Raw genomic sequence first — 19718 nt, 5'->3', positions numbered from 1 at the left:
AAAAGTTAAAGAGTCTATTTCTAAACTCCTTAACTGATCAGCATTACCTCATCAGAGGGCTATTTTAAGCTTTTACACTGAGCTTCTGGTGGCATAACCAGAGCACGACACATAAAGCACTCATCGCCACACAGAAGCTGATCACAGCTAAATTTAATCCAAAATGGTCGGCCAAGTAACCCACCGCAAGAATCGGCACAATGGTGCCCAAATAGCCAATAAACAAGTAGGTCGACATCACCGCGGCCCGGTTTTGCAAAGTGGTGATAGCATGAATCACGCCAAAAGCCCCCATCAGGGCAAAACCATGCCCAATACCAAATAAGAGATCGCTCACGAAGAATAAGAAACTTGCCTTAAGCAACATACACAATGCAAGGCTGAGCAGACTAATCAGCATCATGACCAAGCCGATATTCAGACATTTTTTTGCAGCGACCGCTTTGGCCAGGTATTGCACCACTGCAGATACCAGCAGAATACAGGTAATGGCGGTACCACTTACTAAAGGACCATGCCACGGTAAAATATCTTGCACAAAAGAAGGCGAAAGTGAGGCAAATAAACTAAAGGCAGCAAAGGCACTAAATGCAGTGAACCCAATGATCATAAATACAGCATGATATTGAGCCTCAGGACGCTGTAATTTGGGGGCGATACTAAAGGGCTGACGCTCAAAAGCAGGCACTTTTAACCAGAATAAGCCGATAAAACAAAGCACTGCTCCAACAATAATCGGAATATAGGGAGTCACCAGCGGGGCTTGAGAAAACTGCGCAATGACACCCCCGATAAACGGACCCAGACCAAAGCCAATCGCAGTCAAAATAGAGATCCATTGCGGCGCAAGCTGCTTATGACTCTCCGGAATGGTCTGCATCATGCCAAGCATGGCAGAAGTCGTCATCAAACCAGAGGCAATCCCGATAATGAAACGGCCCAGAGATAAAATCAGGGCATTATTGGCAAAGACCGAAATAATCAAACCCAGACTAATAAACACGAGGCCAATTTGTAGAGTTTTTAAAAAGCCAATGCTATTGCTGGTGCGCCCCAGAAACAATAAGGTGCCCAGACAGCCAAACATATAGGCGACAAAAATATAGGTAATCTGGCTTGGGGATAAATTCCAGAGTTGTTGATAAATCGGATAGAGTGGACTCGCTAAAGCAGTACCAATCGTTCCCATGATTAAAGCCAGGCTGACCATCCAGAAGGGTCGCCAAGTGGTTATTGTTGTCATGAACATGCCGTTATAGTGTTGATCCTTGGCCAATCCATGTCAGGGCATAGCGAAGAAAAAGAAAAGTATATGCAGTGTAGAGCGGGCCAAGAAACATGGTCAAGGGCGAATCAGTAAAAGATTTTAAATCAAATAGATGTGTTTATATGTATTTCAATAAAATAATATATTATTTTATAAGATATAAAATCTTAACCAGAATGTAATCTCATGCAAGAATTTATTTTTGTCCGTTATTTAAGCTTCTTTTATCGCTTCTGTTCCACGTGAAACATAATTCACTGATTAAACTTGGAATAAACAGTAACATAAATCCGTGGGTAATTTAAAAGCAGACCCATTAGAATCGAAGCATATTTTTATCTGATTCATGTAGAACATTCATGTTAAAAAAAACACTGATCATTGCTTTAAGTACAGTCATTTCAAGCTTCGCATTCGCTAATATTGATATGGTAAAAGCCAATCTGGCAAAGAATAGCCCCAATTTAAAAATCGAAAATATCCAGACCACGGAAATGAAGGGCATCTACAGTGGTTTTATGCAGGGTCAAGTGGTTTATCTGAATGAAGATGCCCAGCATCTGCTTGCTGGGTCGATGCTGCGGATTCAGGATCAGCATAATCTGACTCGTGATTTGATGCTAAAACAGAACAGTGTTGACTGGAAAAAATTGCCGCTTCAAGATGCTGTGAAAAGTGTAAGAGGTACGGGTAAACGTCAGATTGCGATCTTTTCTGACCCAAATTGCCCGTATTGTAAACAGCTTGAAGTAGAGTTGAAAAAACTCAAGGATGTGACGATTTATACTTTTATTCTGCCTTTAAAGCCACAATCGGTTGCGCCTTCAAAACAGGTGTATTGCGCGTCTAATTCTGCTCAGGCCTGGGAAGATCTGATCACTCAAGGTAGCCTGCCAAAATCGAAAAAAAGTTGTGCCAATCCGATTGAGCGAAATAAAAAACTGGCCCAGTCTTTGGGTGTGAATGGGACACCAGCAATTATTTTTTCGAATGGTTTTAAAGTCATGGGGGCCTATCCGGCAGAACAGATCGAACAGATTTTTAAGGAATTTTCACTATAAAGTTGAGAGATATACAAGAGCAAAAAGCACCCGACTGGGTGCTTTTACTGGAACTGCTCAGATTGAGCCAGAACCGCTTAGACCGTACGGCGTTTGGTCAGCATGTTATAAATAAACAGAATAATCACCGCACCGATCACGGAAGCAATCAGACCTGCCGCAGAATCTGCCGAATAAAGACCGAGCATACGACCAGCAAATGTAGCCAATAAGGAACCGGCAATACCTAACAGGGTCGTCATGATAAAGCCTGCCTTGTCATTACCTGGATGGATTGCACGTGCAATCAGACCCGCGATAAAACCAATGACAATCGCCACAATAATTGTCCACATAGGTATGCTCCTTGTTATCATGTCTTTGTTTTTACATCATGTTTAATTATCTTGAAACAGAATAGAAAGCAAAAAAAGTTGAATCCTGAAACGAGATGTTATTTTTTGTTCCTGTTTTTCTGTCTATTTGAGACATAAAAAAAGTGGCCTAAGCCACTTTTTAAAATAAATTTTAAAGACCGATTTCACCAATAAATGGCAGATGACGATACTTCTGGTCATAGTCCAGACCATAACCTACGATAAATTTATCTTCAACTTCAAAGCCCAAAAATTCGACCTTTAAATCGATTTCACGACGTGATGGTTTACTTACCAAAGTACACAGTTGAATCGAGTTCGGTTGGCGGGTTTGCAGGATTTCCAGCACCTTGCTCAAGGTATTACCCGAGTCAATAATATCTTCAACCACCAGCACGTCTTTGCCACGGATTTCGCCGTCTAAATCTTTCAGAATTTTTACATCACACGAAGATACGGTGCCACCGCCATAACTGGATACCGTCATGAAATCCAGTTCATGAGGTTTGGAAATCACCCGACACAAATCGGCCATAAAAATCACTGAACCACGTAATAAACCGATGAGCACAAGGTCTTTGTCACTATGGGCATAGTGTGCATCGATTTGAGCACCAAGCTCTTTGACTTTAGCTTGAATTTCTTCAGCGGAAATCATTACGCTCATTTGAACGGTCATGGGTAGATACCTAAAAAGTAAAAATAGCAAAATAAAAAAGGTGTTGACCTGCAACACCTGAATACACTGTAATTTTAATACATCCCTACTGCAGATGCACCTATTTTGCATGCTGTAAATGTAATCATTTCTTTGCTGCCTGCGAATCCCTGCGCAGGATGAAAGTACAGGTCAGCAACATGGCGGAGACGATCAGCCAGCGATGGCGGTGCTGGGTTTTAGTCGTCTGAGCGGGTACATCGGGCTTTGACATAGACAGCTTCTCCGTAGACATAGGTCACTGCAATATTACGGTCATCGCCGAGCATGGTCAGTGCAAAAAATGCATCTTCAATATTTTTGGCTCTGCTTTGGCGTAACTGCTGTAAAGCAGTGGCATTTAGATCCAGCACCACAAAGTCCGCCTCCTTGCCGATATTAAAGTTCCCCAAACGATCGTCCAGACTTAAGGCTTTAGCACCGCCTAAGGTGGCATGATACAAGGCTTCAAAAGCAGAGAGTTTTTCTCCCTGCAATTGCTGCACTTTGTAGGCTTCATTTAAGGTCTGTAGCTGGTTAAACGAGGTGCCTGCCCCGATGTCGGTACCCAGACCAACTTTCACCTGCTTGTCCCACGCTTTCTTTAATGGGAATAAACCACTGCCCAGAAACAGGTTTGAGGTCGGACAAAAGGCAATCGCTGAATTGGTCTGCTGCATGCAATCCCACTCCTGCTCTTCCAGGTGTACACAATGTGCAAACACTGATTTTGCACCGGTTAAACCATAGTGATGATAGACATCCAGGTAGCCTTTACGTTCCGGAAATAACTCTTTGACCCAAGCAATTTCATTTTTATTTTCACTTAAATGGGTATGTACATAGACATCTGGATATTCGGCTTTGAGCTGACCTGCTTTTTCAAGTTGTTCATTGGTGGACGTCGGGGCAAAGCGAGGGGTAATGGCATACAGGTTACGGCCCTGCCCATGCCATTTCTCAATCAGCGCTTTAGAATCGGTATAAGCACTTTCTGCCGTATCTTTCAGCGCTTCCGGTGCATGTCGGTCCATCAAGACTTTACCGGCGATCAGACGCATATTTCTGCGACTCGCCGCTGTAAACAAAGCATCTACTGATTCAGGATGTACGGTACAGAAGACCAGTGCCGTGGTGGTGCCATTTTTAAGCAATTCCTGCACAAAAAATTCGGCGATTTTTTCGCTATAGGCTGTATCTGCAAACTGGATTTCTGTTGGAAAAGTATAGGTATTTAACCATTCCAGCAGTTGTTCGCCATAGGCCCCGACCATCTCGGTTTGCGGGAAATGAATATGGGTATCGATCAATCCCGGCACAATCAGCTGTTCAGGATAATGGGCGACCTGGATATTTTCAGCTAGATGTTTCTGCCCTTCATCCCAGCTGCCAAACCATTGAATCTTGCCATCTTGCATGATGATCAGACCATCTTCTACATAGCGCACCTGGTCATCAATCTCATGTGCCTGGGCAACTGTATGCTGGATATCAAGGAAACGACCGCGGACTGCCGTTGTTGCAATCTGAGAAGACATGTTAAAACCTGTGCTTTTAATTTTTTCAATAGATTGTAACCCACTTCAGTAGATTTATAACGTGATCATGCTGACTTCATTTGCCTGAGTTAAGTCGAAGCTGTGGTAAGGCAGTCGAGCAATAAAAAAAGTCCGCTCATGATTGAACGGACTTTTTTGACGCTAAAGATGATCGTCTATACAGTTATTAGAGCGTGGTTTGGTTATGTTTTTTACTGTGGCGAATCGACAGGATCGCCGTGATCGTCAAGACAATCACAATAAAGCTCAGTGAAATCCAGATTGGCATATGGAATACATCCAGCATCAGCATTTTAAAGCCGATAAAGACCAGAATAATCCCGAGGCCATAGGGCAGATAATGCATTTTTGATGCGGCACCCGATAACAGGAAGAACATCGCGCGCAGACCCAAAATCGCCATCAGGTTAGCAGTCAGTACAATGAAGGGATCGGTGGTCACAGCGAAAATTGCCGGAATAGAATCGACCGCAAAGATCACATCCGAGGCTTCGACCAGAATCAAAACCAGGAATAACGGCGTTGCCCACAGTAAACCATCTTTACGGATAAAGAATTTGTCACCTTCAAGTTGCGGGGTAATCCGCATACGTTTACGCAGCCATTTCAGAATCGCCATATCTTCAATATTGCTTTCTTCTTCATCCTGACCACGCAGGAATTTAAAGCCGGTATACACCAGAAAGGCACCGAAGATATATAAAATCCATGAGAATTCCTGAACGAACCAGGCGCCAATAAAAATAAAGATGGTTCTGAGGACAATCGCACCGAGTACACCGTAGAGCAGCAATTTACGTTGCAGCGCGGGTGGAATGGCGAAAGCAGCGAAGATCATCAGCCAGACAAAGACGTTATCAATTGCCAGGGATTTTTCCAGCAGATAACCAGCGAAGTATTCCATGACCTTGGCATTGGCAATTGCAGTACCTGCGGTCTGCTCCAGATAGAGCCATAAACCACCACCAAATAAAGTCGCGACACTGACCCAGGCAATACTCCAGTAGGCCGCAGTCCGGACTTTGACCTCCTGACCATGCTGATGTTTAAAGCCGACGAAATCGATGATCAGCATGACTGCGACAATCGCGAAAAAGACAAGATACAGCCACAGCGTACCAATTGTTTCCATGTGAATTCTCCACATCTGACAATCGGCCATAAAAAAACCTTGACCTGTTGTCAGATGAAAAACATCTATACCAACATGATCAAGGTCTTGCCTACATCTTAGTGTTACACTTCTCATTGAAAGTGTCGCAGTAAGATGCTCAGATACCGACTTTTTGCAAAGTGTAATGACGATATTCTGACACGTTGAACAATCTGAACTACAATTGCTAAACGTTTGGAGGAGGCTACTCCCCTTGTTCAAACGAAATTCTGTTTGAGCAAATGCTCAATATGCAGAAGCATGACAGATTTTTATTAAGACTACAATTTCATTTACAAAAATGCATGATTCAAGCTATTTTTTGAGCAATAAAATCCGGACGGCGAATTAAATATAACGTAATGAGAAAACCCAGACTGGCCAAGATGGCCCCGAGCCAGCCAATACTGTGCAAGCCGATCTGTGCCGTTGCGATCCCACCGAGTAAAGCGCCAGCACCAATTCCAATATTATACAGGCCAGAATAAATCGCCATGGCCACGTCGGTGGCATCGGAGGCCAGATTTAAGGTCTTGGCTTGCAAGGCCAGACTGAAACCAATAATACTGACGCCCCAGAGTAAAGCCAGGGTATTTAACTGCAAGACATTGCTGGACAACGGCAGCAATAATAGCAACGAGATAGCCAGTCCAAGTGTGAACAGTGGAATAGTAAGTTTGGGAAAATGTGGTGCAAAACGGCCAAATAGATAAGAGCCGATTAAACCTGCCCCACCATAGACCAGCAATAAAGTCGTGGTCTGTACAGAACTGAGCTGGGCAATATTCAGTGAAAATGGCTCGATATAACTATAGGCGGTGAATTGTGCACTAATCACAATGACCGTCAGGGCAAATACCAGCATCAGGCTTGGACGTTTTAACAAGGTTTTCAAGCTGCTGAGTGAACCTGAATTGACACTCGGTAATAAGGGCAAGGTTTTGGCCAGTAGCAGGCAGACCACGCTGGCGACGATGGCAATCAAGGCAAAACTATTGCGCCAGCCATAGGCCTCCCCGATCATGCGACCAAAGGGAATTCCCAGAACCATGGCCATGGCAGTACCTGTGGCCAATAAACCCAAGGCTTGAAATTCTTTGCCTGCTGGTGCGACACGTACTGCAAGCGAAGCGGTAATTGACCAAAACAGCGCGTGCGCTACTGCAATCCCGATCCGGCTAAATACCAGAACACTGAAACTCCAGGCAAAATAAGACAGCACATGACTGGAAATGAAGACCGCAAATAAAACCATCAACAAGAAACGTCGTTCAATGTTTTTGGTCAGTAGCATCATCGGTAAAGACAATAAAGCCACGACCCAGGCATAAATGGTCAGCATCAACCCGACCTGAGTCGCCGACATGTCAAAACTTGCACCAATATCACTGAGTAAGGCCACGGGAATAAATTCGGTGGTGTTGAAAATAAAGGCGGCACTGGCTAACGCAATTACGCAGATCCATTGACGTCTTACCGAGGAGCTAAAAGAAGGGCTGGACATAAATATCTGGCTTAAACAACAGACAGGCAGTTTAAACCTGTTCATTGCACGGTGATATCAGGAAAGAGCACAGATTCACAATCGTTTAAAGAAATCGAACAATATGCGACTGAAAAATATGTCAGTCTGGATTAAAAATACGGAGTTTAGAGGATGTTGATTGAGCATCAGCAACAAGGCAGTCAAGGTCAATGGTTTGTCGAGCCAAATGAAAAGCGTCTGGCCGAAATGAGCTATTTCTGGAAAGATGAGGATCGACTGGTGATTGAACATACCTGGGTCGATGACAGTTTGCGTGGACAGCATGTCGGACATTATCTGGTCGAAGCAGCGGTCAAGTTTGCCCGTGAGCAAGGGGTCAAGATTATTCCGGAATGCCCTTTTGCTCAATCGGTATTTGAGCGTGATCCTAATTTCAGCGATGTGTTAAGCAGTTAAAAATGAAAATAAAGGTGGAGATCTATGCAGATTCAATATCAAGATTCAAAACGCGGTGGTGTATTTTTTATGGAAGATAAAGGTCGACGTCTGGCCGAGATTACCTATCAATGGCGGGAAGCCTCGGTGATTATTGCAGATCATACCTGGGTCGATCATTCCTTGCGTGGTCAGGGCGTTGCCCGAAAAATGCTGGATGTGCTGGTCGATTTTGCCCGTGAAAAAAGTTTAACCATCATTCCGCAATGTTCCTATGTGGATGTGATGTTTAAGCGTGACCAAAGTTTATCTGATGTCGCGGCCTCTTCTACTTAATCATTTAGATCGATTTGCCAAGAGCAAAACGGCCTAATGAGCTTTCAATACAAGCTGATAAGTAGTGCGGTGATATGCCCTATTTTTCACTCCAGCTACAAATAAAAAAAGTCCGCCAAGCGGACTTTTTACTTTCCCGCATTAATTGAGTTCGATCATCACTTTCAAGGCCTTTTCATCGGCTGCATGCTTGAACACATCATAAGCTTTTTCAAATTCATTAAATTTAAAGTGATGGGTCGCCAGTTTTTCCAGCGGTAATTTACCGGAACAGCAGGTTTTGAGCAGCATAGCAGTGGTATTGGCATTGACCAGTCCGGTGGTGATGGTCAGGTTTTTAATCCAGAGTTTATTCAGTTCAAAATTAACTGATTTGCCATGTACGCCGACATTGGCAATATGTCCACCCTCTTTGACTACATGCTGGCAGATATTCCAGGTCGCCTCCAGACCAACCGCTTCAATGGCACAATCGACCCCTCGCCCATCCGTCAGCTCCAGCACACGTTGTATGGCATCTTCTTTCGCGGAGTTAATGCTATGCGTCGCTCCCACTGTTTTGGCGAACTCGAGTCGGTTGTCATCGACATCGACCATGATGATGTTGGCCGGTGAATAGAATTGAGCGGTCAGCAGGCAGCTCATGCCGATCGGGCCGGCACCGACAATCACCACATTGTCTCCGGGTTTGACATCGCCATATTGCACACCAATCTCATGTGATGTCGGCAAGATATCCGACAGGAACACAGCGACATCTTCATTTAACCCTTCAGGTAAATGATAAAGAGAAGTATCCGCAAACGGCGTGCGTACATATTCGGCATGAGTACCATCAATCATATAGCCCATGATCCAGCCGCCTTCATTGCGACAATGTGCATACAGCTGTTTCTGACAGTTTTCACAGGTTCCACAGCGGCTGACACAGGAAATAATCACCCGGTCGCCTTTTTTGAAGTTTTGAACGGCAGAACCGACTTCTTCTACAATGCCAATGCCTTCATGACCTAAAATACGGCCATTAAAACTGCCCTGTTTGCGTGTGGCTTGCTGTTCAATTTCCGGGTTTTTACCTTTCCAGATCCCGAGGTCTGTACCACAAATAGTGACTTTAGTGAGTTTGATAACCGCATCGCTGGGATGCAAAATAGTGGGAATGGGACGGTCTTCAAACCGGATGTCGTTTTCGCCGTAATAGACCATGGCTTTCATTGTTGTCATGACACATCTCCTGAAGGAGTGAGGAATGAGAATGACCTGATTCTGATCTGGCTGTCAGGTCTATAAATACCTGTGTTCTTCTCGATTGTGCCTTGAGTGATGTGCTGCTGCAATCTATCTCGCCTTCAGATTGCAACAAAACATCATGCGTAATGACTGATGAGTGATCGGCATTTTAGGCCAATTTGACATCATGCAATGCAAAGGTCAAAACAGCCATTCTCTCTTTTTGCTAAAACAATTGCCCTAAAAAAAGAAGCCCGCATCGCGGGCTTCTTTTTTCACATACTTATCCACGCATCTATTTTATGCGTTTAAAGCACTGATCAATTTCTGATGCAAACCACCAAAACCGCCATTTGACATGATCACCACCACATCGCCCTCACCTGCCTCTGCTACCACGGTCTGAATGATGTCATCCAGTGTGCGTGCAATTTTGGCTTTATTTGGCGCAGCATTAATGACCGGTTGCAGATCCCAGTCCAGTCCTTCCGGTTGATACCAGATTACTGCATCGGCCAGACGTGCTGAATGAGCCAGACCCTCTTTATGACTGCCCATACGCATGGTATTGGAGCGTGGTTCAATAATTGCCCAGAGTTTGCGTTCACCCAGACGTTTGCGCGCGCCCTCCAAGGTCGTATCAATCGCTGTCGGATGATGGGCGAAATCATCATAAACCTCAATACCACGGACTGTGCCTAATAGTTCCATACGGCGTTTTACCCCACCGAAATTAGATAAAGCTTCACAGGCGGTTTCAATGGAGACGCCGACATGCTCGGCAGCGGCAATCGTCGCGAGCGCATTGGCCACCGAATGCTGTCCGGTCATGCTCCACTGCACTTCACCTTTTACCACACCGTGTTGCAAGACTTTAAAGTGAGAACCATCTGTCGATAACTGTTCGGCATACAGTTCAGATTTTTCATTGGCATCCAGACTGGTGCGCACCACCGGTGTCCAGCAACCCTGCTCTAGTACTTCATCGATATTGCTTTCGGTAATCGGCGCAATGATTCGGCCTTCGCTTGGAATAGTACGAACTAAATGATGGAACTGTTTTTGAATTGCAGCCAGATCATCAAAGATATCAGCATGGTCAAATTCAAGGTTATTTAAAATCGCCGTTTTTGGATGGTAATGCACAAACTTGGAACGCTTGTCGAAGAAAGCCGAATCGTATTCATCCGCCTCGACACAGAAATATTTGCCGCCACCGAGACGTGCACTCTCACTAAAACCCAGTGGCACACCACCAATCAGGAAGCCTGGCTCTAAACCGGCTTGATCCAGCACCCAGGCCAGCATGGTTGTGGTGGTGGTTTTGCCATGTGTACCCGCAACCCCCAATACATGTTTGCCTTGCAGAACATGATCTGCCAGGAACTGTGGGCCTGAAATATAAGGCAAGCCTTCATTCAGCATATATTCTACTGCATCAATACCACGCTTCATGGCATTGCCGACAATGATCAGGTCCGGATGTGGCTGCAAGTGACTACGCTCATAACCCTGCATCAAGCTGATGCCTGCATTTTCAAGTTGGGTCGACATCGGTGGATAGACGTTCAAATCTGAACCTGTCACCTTGTGGCCCAGATCGCGTGCAAGGAGCGCCAGCGATCCCATAAAAGTGCCACAAATACCCAAAATATGCAGATGCATCTACTTCACTCCGTTCCTGTCTGACCCATCACCTTATATTGGTGCGGTTATCATGATTTATTCAATTTGCAAGCAACGATAGCAAGGCTTACACGGAAAAGATAGTCAAAGTTCAAGCATTGCTGCGGGAATTTTTAAATCCTGTTTCACGGATAAATTCAGAGAAAATTTCAAATTTAGAGAATATCTTTTTGCAAAATAAATCGTAGAATAAACCCGATCTTTTTGCAGAGTACATGCCGATGTTACCGGCTTTATTTCTTCTGGTGATTGCCAATTGCTTTATGACCTTGGCATGGTATGGGCATTTAAAATTTTTACCGCATGATGCGCCGTTGTGGCAGGCAATTTTATTCAGCTGGATGATTGCCCTGTTTGAATATAGCCTGATGATTCCGGCCACCCGATTACTGGCACAGCAGGGACTGGCCGTGGGGCAAATGAAAATCACTCAGGAAGTGGTGACCTTGCTGGTCTTTGTGCCTTTTATGATTTTCATGTTTAAGCAGCCCTTTAAACTGGATTATCTCTGGGCAGCCTTGTGTCTGTGCGGATGTGTGTATTTTGTCTTCAGAACTTCCTGATCGAAAGCTTTGCAGACTACAGGCCTATTTTTATTCCAGTTTTTAATATTCTGCCAAAAAAATAAGAAAAATCGAACCTTGCTTTGACCGTTAAATTTTATGAAGCCGAAAAATCAGTCTATAATAAGCACCTCCTATTAAAGCTTGGCTCTCTCGTCGAGATTTATTTTTTGTTACTTTAATCTCTGGAAAATTTGCAATGAATGCGGCTGCTGCACAAGATGCTCCTCTAGTAGGAATTATCATGGGTTCTCAATCAGATTGGGCAACTCTCGAACATACTGCCAACATGCTCAAGCAGCTTGGTGTCCCATTTGAAGCTGAAGTCGTTTCTGCACACCGTACTCCTGACCGTTTATTTGAATATGCTGAACAGGCGCGTGATCGTGGCATTCAGGTGATTATTGCCGGTGCTGGTGGTGCTGCGCATTTGCCGGGCATGTGTGCGGCAAAGACTGATCTTCCAGTCTTGGGTGTGCCAGTCAAATCATCCATTTTAAACGGCGTCGATTCTTTGCTTTCAATTGTACAAATGCCAGCAGGTATTGCGGTGGGTACGCTTGCGATTGGCCCTGCCGGTGCAACCAATGCAGCCATTATGGCAGCGCAAATTTTAGGTCTGACCCGCCCTGATATCGCGAAAAATGTTGCAGATTTCCGTGCGGCACAAACAGATAAAGTGGCAAGCAATAACATTCCTGGTCAAAACTAAAACCAAGCTTCATACGGGACAGACATCATGGATAAAACCATCGGTATTTTTGGCGGCGGTCAGCTCGGGCGCATGATGGCGCAAGCGGCATTGCCATTGAATATTCAATGTACTTTCTTTGAAGCAAGTACGGATTGCCCTTCTGCGACACTCGGTCAAGTGATTTCCAGCAAGGCCGAAAATGGTCTACAGGATTTTATTGACAGTGCTGATGTATTCAGTCTGGAATTTGAAAATACCCCGCTTGCAGATGTGGATGTGCTGGTGAAAAATAAAGACCTGCATCCACCACGCCAAGCCTTGGCAATTGCACAGCATCGTCTGTCTGAAAAAGCCCTGTTTGATACGCTCGACATTCCTGTTGCGCCGTATAAAGCAGTGACTGCACTTGAAGGTTTACAGGCTGCTGTGGCTGAACTGGGCTTACCAATCGTATTAAAAACCTCTCGCGGTGGTTACGATGGTAAGGGTCAATTTGTCCTGCGGAGTGCTGATCAAATTGAGCAGGCTTGGGCGGAACTTGGCCCTGCCGGTGAACTGATTGCAGAAAGCTTTGTGACGTTCTCACATGAAGTGTCGATCATTGCGGTACGTGGTCAAAATGGTGATGTAAAAACCTGGCCCCTGGCTGAAAATCATCATCACAATGGCATTCTGTCGCACTCGATTGTGCCTGCGCCGAACAGTGCAGACTTGCAGCCGGTCGCACAGGACTACATTACTCGCCTGCTCAATCATCTGAACTATGTGGGCGTCTTGACCCTTGAGCTGTTTGTGACAGATAAAGGTCTATATGCAAACGAGATGGCACCACGTGTGCATAACTCAGGGCATTGGTCGATTGAAGGTGCAGTCTGCTCACAGTTCGAAAACCATATTCGTGCGGTGGCCGGTCTGCCACTGGGTTCAACGGAAGTGATTCGTCCAAGCGTACTGGTGAATATCATCGGACAGCATCCAAAATCTGCAGATGTTCTGGCTTTAGAAGGTGCGCATTTGCATCTGTATAACAAGTCAGAGCGTGAAGGTCGTAAGATTGGTCACATTACCCTGATGCCAACCGACAGTACTCAGCTGACGACTTTATGCCGTCAACTGGCGAAGATTTTACCGAATCCACTGGCATTGAGCGAAGATATGACCATTTAAACGCTATCTTGCTGATAAAAAAAGCGATCACTTCGGTGGTCGCTTTTTTATTTATCCAGATTCAGGCATGATTGCGCCTCTTCGAAAATGCCTGCCATTTATCGGATCATGATATTTTTCAATTGATTGTAAAATAAACAATTGCGTATACATAAAAGAGTCTAAATGAAAATTCATAGACCACAGAGAAATACTTTGAATTTAAAGTTTAAATGAATTCAAAATATGAATTTAAATTCAAACCGCTACTTTGAATTCAAAGTTTTAAATTTAAAAATAAACCAAGTCACCCTGTTTTTTAATTCACAAAACAAGACCTTGATAAATATCTGATTAATCCTGTTTATACTAAGTTATCCACAAAGAAGGTTTTGAATTTAAAGGTTGTTTCCTGGATTTTAAATTTAAATTCAAACAGCGCCGCTGCTTTTGAATTTAAAAACAAGTTGTGGATAAGTTGTTTTAAATTTAAAACTACAAAATGAATTCAAAAGTGCAGAAATTATGAATTTAAATTTACCTATTTGAGCTTTAATTTTTAGATTGAGCTGCTATGTTAGGAACATAATTCAAAATCTAAATATTCAAGGGTCTTATGCAACGTTTTGCGCTTGTGGTTGGTTCTTTATTCTTGGCTGTTTCTCAGGCAAATGCCGAGCTGATTATTAATGGTCAGCGTGTCGACACGACTACTTTGCCTTCAGCGGCCAGCAGCCGGTCAAATTTCCCTGCCCAGAATAATTTTCAAAACTGTTTGGCGAATTTACGTAGTCAGGCTGTAGCAAAAGGTGTTAGTGCAGGCAGCTATGACCGTTATACGCAAAATTTAACGCCTGATTATTCCGTAATTGAACGTTTAAACTATCAACCGGAATTTTCTACCCCGATTTGGGACTATTTGTCTGGTTTGGTCGATGAAGAGCGGGTTCAGCTCGGCCGGCAAAAATTACAGCAACATCGTGAGGTGCTCAATCGTGTTGCTGCCACCTATGGTGTACCTGCAGAAACGGTGGTTGCGGTCTGGGGCGTCGAGAGTAATTTTGGCGATATTTCCGGGAAATATCCTTTATTACAGGCTTTGGGGACTTTGAGCTGTGAAGGTCGTCGCCAGAGTTATTTCCGCGGTGAGTTCTTTACCACCATGAAACTGTTACAACGTGGTGATGTGCGCGAAGAACAATTAAAGGGTTCCTGGGCAGGCGCGTTTGGTCATACCCAGTTTATGCCATCGACTTATGATGAGCTTGCAGTTGATTTTGATGGTGATGGACGACGTGATCTGGTTTCAAGTATTCCAGATGCACTGGCATCGACCGCCAACTTTTTAAGCAAGCGTGGCTGGCAGAGCGGACAACCTTGGGGCTTTGAAGTCAAAATCCCGCAAGGCATGTCGGTTTCCGGTGGAGGCCGTCGTAATAAAAAATCCTTGAGTAGCTGGATTAATCAAGGTGTAGTTCGTGCCGATGGTTCGGCATTGGTTCAAGGAAATTTATCGCAATCCTCTCAAGCCGGATTGCTTGCACCTGCAGGACCGAATGGCCCAGTATTTTTAGTATTTAAAAACTTCGATGCCATTTATAGCTATAACGCGGCAGAAAGTTATGCCTTGGCCATTGCTCATTTATCAGATCGTTTGCAGGGTAAAGGTAGCTTTGCGGCCACATGGCCTACTGATGATCCGGGAACTTCGCGTGCAGAACGTCGTGAGATCCAGCAATTTTTACTGAATCGTGGCTATGATATTGGTACGGTGGATGGTTTGATTGGTGATAAAACCCGTCAAGCGATTCGTCAGGAACAGCAGCGTTTGGGCTTAAGTCCGACAGGACGGGCCGGTCAGCAGATTCTGCGAGCTTTCAGAAATGAAAATGCCAAAAATCTGATGCGTTAAGCAAGATCTTAATTTGTGGTTGGGTTTCCCTCTCCTCGTAGGAGACTTGCGAAGCATGCTTCTCAGGGAGAGGTTTTTATAAAACTTTCCCTCATCCTAACCTTCTCCCAAAGGGAGAAGGGATTTTTTAATACTTATAAATTTAGATTGATGTAATCGTACCAAGCACACGATAACCTGAAGCACCTGTCACAGCAGGCAGGTTACCATTCAGCTGGTTCATAAAACGCATAGCCAGCCAGGCAAAGGCCGTGGCTTCCACCCAAGTCGGGCTTAAACCAAGATCAGCGGTAGTCTGTACGCTCCATTCATGTTTGCGTAGGCGCCAGCGTAGCTGCTCCAGTAAATGTGAGTTATAGGCACCACCACCACAAACAAAAACTTGTCCGGTATCCATGCCAGAACGGTAAATGGCTTTTTTAATCGCACGGGTGGTGAGCTTTAATAAAGTCGCCTGTACATTTTCCGGAGTATCTTCCAGTTCGTCGTATTGCAGGTCATTGCGCCAGTCGGCAATCTGTTCATCCAGCCATTCCAGATTGAAATCTTCACGACCGGTACTTTTCGGAGGCTCTTTGGAGAAAAACTCGTGTGACTGCAAGCGATCCAGCAAGCTGCGAATCGGGGTGCCATAGGCTGCCCAGTTACCATTTTCATCAAAAGGTTGACCGGTATAACGGGCACACCAAGCATCCATCAAGATATTGGCCGGTCCAGTATCAAAACCATAAACCTCTTCAGGCTTGCCGGCAGGCAGCAGGCTGACATTAGCAATCCCGCCCAGATTTAAAATTACCCGGTGAATGCTGTCATGCTGGAAAATATCCTGATGAAATGCCGGAACTAAAGGTGCTCCCTGACCACCTGCGGCCAGATCACGACGACGGAAATCTGAAATCACCGGAATCTGGGTAATTTCAGTAATGATGTTCGGGTCACCAATTTGCAGGGTAAAACCATGTTCGGGACGATGCCGGATGGTCTGGCCATGCGAGCCAATGGCTTTGATTTGTGAACGATCCAGGTTATTTTTTTCAATCAGCGCATTAATACCATGACCAATCATTTGTGCCAGTGCAACATCAGCCTTGCCCATGCGGTCAATTTCATTATCATCCGGCAATGTCAGCGCCATCAGTTCATCCCGAAGGTCGGGATCAAATGCCAAAGTGAGTGTGGCATGAAGCTGGAGTGGATCAAAAGAAGCAGCAACAATATCGACACCATCCATGCTCGTGCCGGTCATTACCCCAATATAGATCGCTGTCATGGTTATTCTTAAGCCTGCAATATGCTGAAAAAGTGTTAGTATATCGCACAAATTGAGTAACTGATGTATTGGATTTTGTGATGTCAAATTTCCTGCCGGCTGAAGAACAACTTGCCCTCATTCAACGAGGCACCCACGAAATTATTTCTGAAGAAGACCTTCTCAAGAAATTAAAATTGAATCGTCCATTAAAAATTAAAGCGGGTTTTGATCCGACTGCGCCTGATTTGCACTTGGGCCATACGGTTCTTATTAATAAGTTAAAAGTATTCCAAGATTTGGGTCATGAAGTATTGTTTCTGATCGGTGACTATACTGCGATGATCGGTGACCCGACCGGCAAGAGCGCAACACGTCCACCATTGTCACGTGAACAGGTTTTAGAGAACGCTAAAACATATCAAGAACAAGTATTTAAAATTCTTGATCCAAACAAAACCAAAGTGGTGTTTAACTCGGAATGGTTTGCACAAAAAACTGCGGCTGATCTCATTCAATTGGCATCACAGCAAACGGTTGCGCGTATGCTGGAACGCGATGACTTCACCAAACGTTATAACAATCAACAACCGATCGCGATTCATGAATTTTTGTACCCATTGGTACAAGGCTATGACTCTGTTGCGCTGGAAGCAGATGTTGAGTTGGGTGGTACAGACCAAACCTTTAACCTGTTGATGGGTCGTACCTTACAAGGTCGTTATAACCAAGAAGCACAAGTATGTATCACAGTGCCAATTCTTGAAGGTTTAGATGGCGTCAACAAGATGTCTAAATCTTTAGGTAACTATATTGGTGTATTTGATGCACCGGGCGCGATGTATCAGAAAGTGCTTTCAATGCCGGATGCATTGATTGAGCGTTATTTTGATCTGCTGAGCTTCAAAACCATTGAAGAAATTCAACAGTTGTTAAAAGAAGTGGCAGAAGGCCGTAACCCACAAGAAGTCAAAAAGATTCTTGCATTGGAGCTGGTCGAGCGTTTCCATGGTGCAGAAGCGGCTGCCAATGCGCATAAAGGTGCGGGTAATATCATTACTGAAGGTGAATTACCTGAAGGTACGCCGGAAGTGACTATTTCACGTGGCGAGTTTGGTGGTGAAATCTTTATTACCTCGATTTTACGTGAAGCAGGCTTAACCAAAAATGCAGCCCAAGCTAAGGATGCATTAGGCCGTGGCGCAGTGAAAGTGGATTGGCAGACTGTAGATACAACGTATTCTGTGAAAGAGAACGTGACTTTAATTGTTCAGGCCAGTAAAAAAGCAATTGCTAAAGTCACTTTTGTTGACTAAAAATCGGATAAGTTATTGAAATAAAAGCAGGCTTCGGTCTGCTTTTTTTATTGATGCTCTATATTTAAAAATCAAATAAGTAAAGTTAAAAAAAACCCTATGAAAACAAGAGTTAATTTTTCCCAAATCACTTGCTTTTCATGTTTATTATGTATAGGATTTATTCATCTAGAGAATTCGTTTAGAGCATCTAGAGGGTAGTAAAAATAATAGTACTCCACAACTGAGAAAGTCTCTTTTCCAAGGGGCTCTTTTTAAAAGCTTTAAAGCGAATAACTATAATAATGACATAATGGATCGGGTAAAGATTCAATTCTAAGGAGGAGATTTTGGGAGAGATCTCTTCCTTTTTTATTTATTCTGATTGCGTAATCGAAATATAAATCTGCATGCCTACTCTTCTCGTTGAGCAACTAAACTTAAGATTAATCAGCAAATTGAGCTTAGGTGAATGATCTCTAAGAATGAGTTCATTTCAATTGACTCCAAAAGAAAAGTGCAAAACATAAAAAATTAAAACAGAGGTAATTTGATGTATCGCTATCCAACAGAAGATATTTTTGATGAACAGATCGATTGCATTTTACGGTTCTTATTTGAATACCAGCCAGTCGAACAAAAATAGCAACTCTATGGATCTGTCTATACTTTATTTATGCAGCTTGATCTGGCCGCGCATTACTTTTTATTTTCCCTGATTGAAGAGCAGTTACCGCGACGCGCGAAATTATTCTTTGTTGCCGAGGATTATCAGGGTAAGAAAGACATGATTGTAGAAGTTATGCAACACTGGCTTGGACAGCAACAACAGGAAAAAGTCGCTTAATTAAAAATAACAGACTTTATCTTCTATATATAAGTGATCTAAGCATGGTTTTGGGATTCGAAAACTAAAGAATGAATACCTCTTCTATATAGCAGCCTAAGAATAGGCTTTTATAAAAACTTTTTACGTAAAAAATAACTCATAAATTGAGGAGTCTAAGATTTAGATCAGCTTACTGGGCAAGATAGAGTGATTTTGGTTTTCTTTTGACGAGCTAATTTAAATAAAAGACAAGATTTCAATGTGAAAAGGCTAAAAATCTTTTTTAACGATTGTTGTGATAGCTTTTAGGTCTAAATAAATTTTCAGTTATAAAAACAAAATGACGTATTTAGTGGGTTTATTGCATAAAAACGCTTAAAAATTAGATAAAAAAGCGATTTTTTAGCAATTTTTGTAGAAAAAAAAGACATACGTGAAAAATATAGTGAATTGGGGGTTGCAATGATTCTGAAATCCTCTAGAATGCACCCATACCGACGAGATAGACGGAAACGAACGAAGCAGAATGGCGGAGTTGTTGAGTTTATCGAAGTCCAGCTTCTAGCACTGACGAGGTGTTAGAAAGATCATTAAGAGATTATGAAGAACAACTTGTGTGGATTTTTACTTGTTGATTGATCGAAATTATTTTCATTGATTGATGGTAGAAATGACTCGAAGTTTATTTGAGAAATATTTGTCAGAAAATTGATGAGCCAAGATTGGTGTCCTTTAGGCACTACTGATTTTAAACTGAAGAGTTT

General features: G+C 43.6%; 17 protein-coding genes and 1 pseudogene. 9 read left to right on the top strand and 9 right to left on the bottom strand.

All coding sequences use genetic code 11. The features are described from left to right. Positions 1 to 64 precede the first annotated feature (64 nt). Positions 65 to 1210, bottom strand: coding sequence for an MFS transporter (locus FTU40_RS13650; RefSeq protein WP_180041225.1), 1146 nt, complete (start codon positions 1208 to 1210; stop codon positions 65 to 67). Positions 1211 to 1626: 416 nt separating this feature from the next. On the opposite strand from FTU40_RS13650, the gene FTU40_RS13645 reads away from it, so the two are divergent. Then, on the top strand, positions 1627 to 2328 hold the full coding sequence (locus FTU40_RS13645; protein ID WP_180041217.1) for a DsbC family protein: 702 nt from the start codon (positions 1627 to 1629) through the stop codon (positions 2326 to 2328). A 77-nt stretch (positions 2329 to 2405) separates the two neighbouring features. On the opposite strand, the gene FTU40_RS13640 is transcribed toward FTU40_RS13645, so the two are convergent. The 5 genes from FTU40_RS13640 to FTU40_RS13620 form a co-directional block, all read right to left on the bottom strand. Beyond that, the gene (locus FTU40_RS13640) at positions 2406 to 2663 is read right to left on the bottom strand and encodes a GlsB/YeaQ/YmgE family stress response membrane protein (RefSeq protein WP_005173486.1); all 258 of its coding nucleotides are present in this window, start codon (positions 2661 to 2663) and stop codon (positions 2406 to 2408) included. Between the two features lie 172 nt (positions 2664 to 2835). Then, positions 2836 to 3363, bottom strand: coding sequence for a hypoxanthine phosphoribosyltransferase (gene hpt / locus FTU40_RS13635; protein ID WP_100358101.1), 528 nt, complete (start codon positions 3361 to 3363; stop codon positions 2836 to 2838). Between the two features lie 218 nt (positions 3364 to 3581). Further along, entirely contained in the window at positions 3582 to 4919 is a 1338-nt protein-coding gene (guaD, locus tag FTU40_RS13630; protein WP_180041215.1) for a guanine deaminase, read from the bottom strand. Between the two features lie 187 nt (positions 4920 to 5106). Further along, the gene (locus FTU40_RS13625) at positions 5107 to 6072 is read right to left on the bottom strand and encodes a TerC family protein (RefSeq protein ID WP_180041213.1); all 966 of its coding nucleotides are present in this window, start codon (positions 6070 to 6072) and stop codon (positions 5107 to 5109) included. A gap of 331 nt (positions 6073 to 6403) precedes the next feature. Next, a complete protein-coding gene (locus tag FTU40_RS13620; protein ID WP_005173477.1) occupies positions 6404 to 7597 on the bottom strand; it encodes a sugar transporter in 1194 nt (397 codons plus the stop codon). 153 nt (positions 7598 to 7750) lie between these two features. Between FTU40_RS13620 and FTU40_RS13615 the strand changes: the two genes are divergently transcribed. Continuing rightward, the gene (locus tag FTU40_RS13615) at positions 7751 to 8035 is read left to right on the top strand and encodes a GNAT family N-acetyltransferase (protein WP_005173474.1); all 285 of its coding nucleotides are present in this window, start codon (positions 7751 to 7753) and stop codon (positions 8033 to 8035) included. Between the two features lie 24 nt (positions 8036 to 8059). After that, positions 8060 to 8350 carry a GNAT family N-acetyltransferase gene (locus FTU40_RS13610; RefSeq protein WP_005173472.1) on the top strand — a complete coding sequence of 97 codons (291 nt, stop codon included), beginning with the start codon at positions 8060 to 8062 and terminating at the stop codon, positions 8348 to 8350. 141 nt (positions 8351 to 8491) lie between these two features. Here FTU40_RS13610 and FTU40_RS13605 read toward each other — a convergent pair whose 3' ends face one another. Together FTU40_RS13605 and mpl are read right to left on the bottom strand one after the other, a co-directional pair. Continuing rightward, positions 8492 to 9574 (bottom strand): zinc-dependent alcohol dehydrogenase family protein, encoded by a 1083-nt coding sequence (locus FTU40_RS13605; protein WP_005173470.1) that lies wholly within the window; start codon positions 9572 to 9574, stop codon positions 8492 to 8494. Between the two features lie 306 nt (positions 9575 to 9880). Then, complete coding sequence (gene mpl, locus FTU40_RS13600; protein ID WP_100329854.1) at positions 9881 to 11245, bottom strand: UDP-N-acetylmuramate:L-alanyl-gamma-D-glutamyl-meso-diaminopimelate ligase; 1365 nt, start codon at positions 11243 to 11245, stop codon at positions 9881 to 9883. 242 nt (positions 11246 to 11487) lie between these two features. Between mpl and FTU40_RS13595 the strand changes: the two genes are divergently transcribed. From FTU40_RS13595 to FTU40_RS13580, 4 genes are all read left to right on the top strand, one after another. Continuing rightward, entirely contained in the window at positions 11488 to 11829 is a 342-nt protein-coding gene (locus FTU40_RS13595; protein ID WP_005173466.1) for a DMT family protein, read from the top strand. 199 nt (positions 11830 to 12028) lie between these two features. Further along, positions 12029 to 12541: a 5-(carboxyamino)imidazole ribonucleotide mutase gene (gene purE, locus FTU40_RS13590; RefSeq protein WP_005173464.1), complete on the top strand. Its 513-nt coding sequence runs from the start codon at positions 12029 to 12031 to the stop codon at positions 12539 to 12541. 27 nt (positions 12542 to 12568) lie between these two features. Next, on the top strand, positions 12569 to 13690 hold the full coding sequence (locus tag FTU40_RS13585) for a 5-(carboxyamino)imidazole ribonucleotide synthase (RefSeq protein ID WP_180041211.1): 1122 nt from the start codon (positions 12569 to 12571) through the stop codon (positions 13688 to 13690). Between the two features lie 595 nt (positions 13691 to 14285). Continuing rightward, entirely contained in the window at positions 14286 to 15581 is a 1296-nt protein-coding gene (locus FTU40_RS13580; RefSeq protein ID WP_218951670.1) for a lytic murein transglycosylase, read from the top strand. Positions 15582 to 15723: 142 nt separating this feature from the next. Here the strand turns inward: FTU40_RS13580 and FTU40_RS13575 are convergent, their stop codons facing one another. After that, positions 15724 to 16851, bottom strand: coding sequence for an anhydro-N-acetylmuramic acid kinase (locus tag FTU40_RS13575; protein WP_180041209.1), 1128 nt, complete (start codon positions 16849 to 16851; stop codon positions 15724 to 15726). Between the two features lie 80 nt (positions 16852 to 16931). Here FTU40_RS13575 and tyrS point away from each other — a divergent pair, with 80 nt between their 5' ends. Together tyrS and FTU40_RS13565 are read left to right on the top strand one after the other, a co-directional pair. Continuing rightward, positions 16932 to 18146 (top strand): tyrosine--tRNA ligase, encoded by a 1215-nt coding sequence (gene tyrS, locus FTU40_RS13570; RefSeq protein ID WP_004647151.1) that lies wholly within the window; start codon positions 16932 to 16934, stop codon positions 18144 to 18146. A 532-nt stretch (positions 18147 to 18678) separates the two neighbouring features. After that, positions 18679 to 18972, top strand: a pseudogene (locus FTU40_RS13565) (hypothetical protein). Positions 18973 to 19718: the final 746 nt, after the last annotated feature.

Origin of the sequence: Acinetobacter sp. YH12100 (genome assembly GCF_013419135.1) — a bacterium.
In the GTDB taxonomy this organism is placed as follows: Bacteria; Pseudomonadota; Gammaproteobacteria; order Pseudomonadales; family Moraxellaceae; genus Acinetobacter; species Acinetobacter pseudolwoffii.
This window is presented reverse-complemented; position numbering and strand designations above follow the sequence as displayed.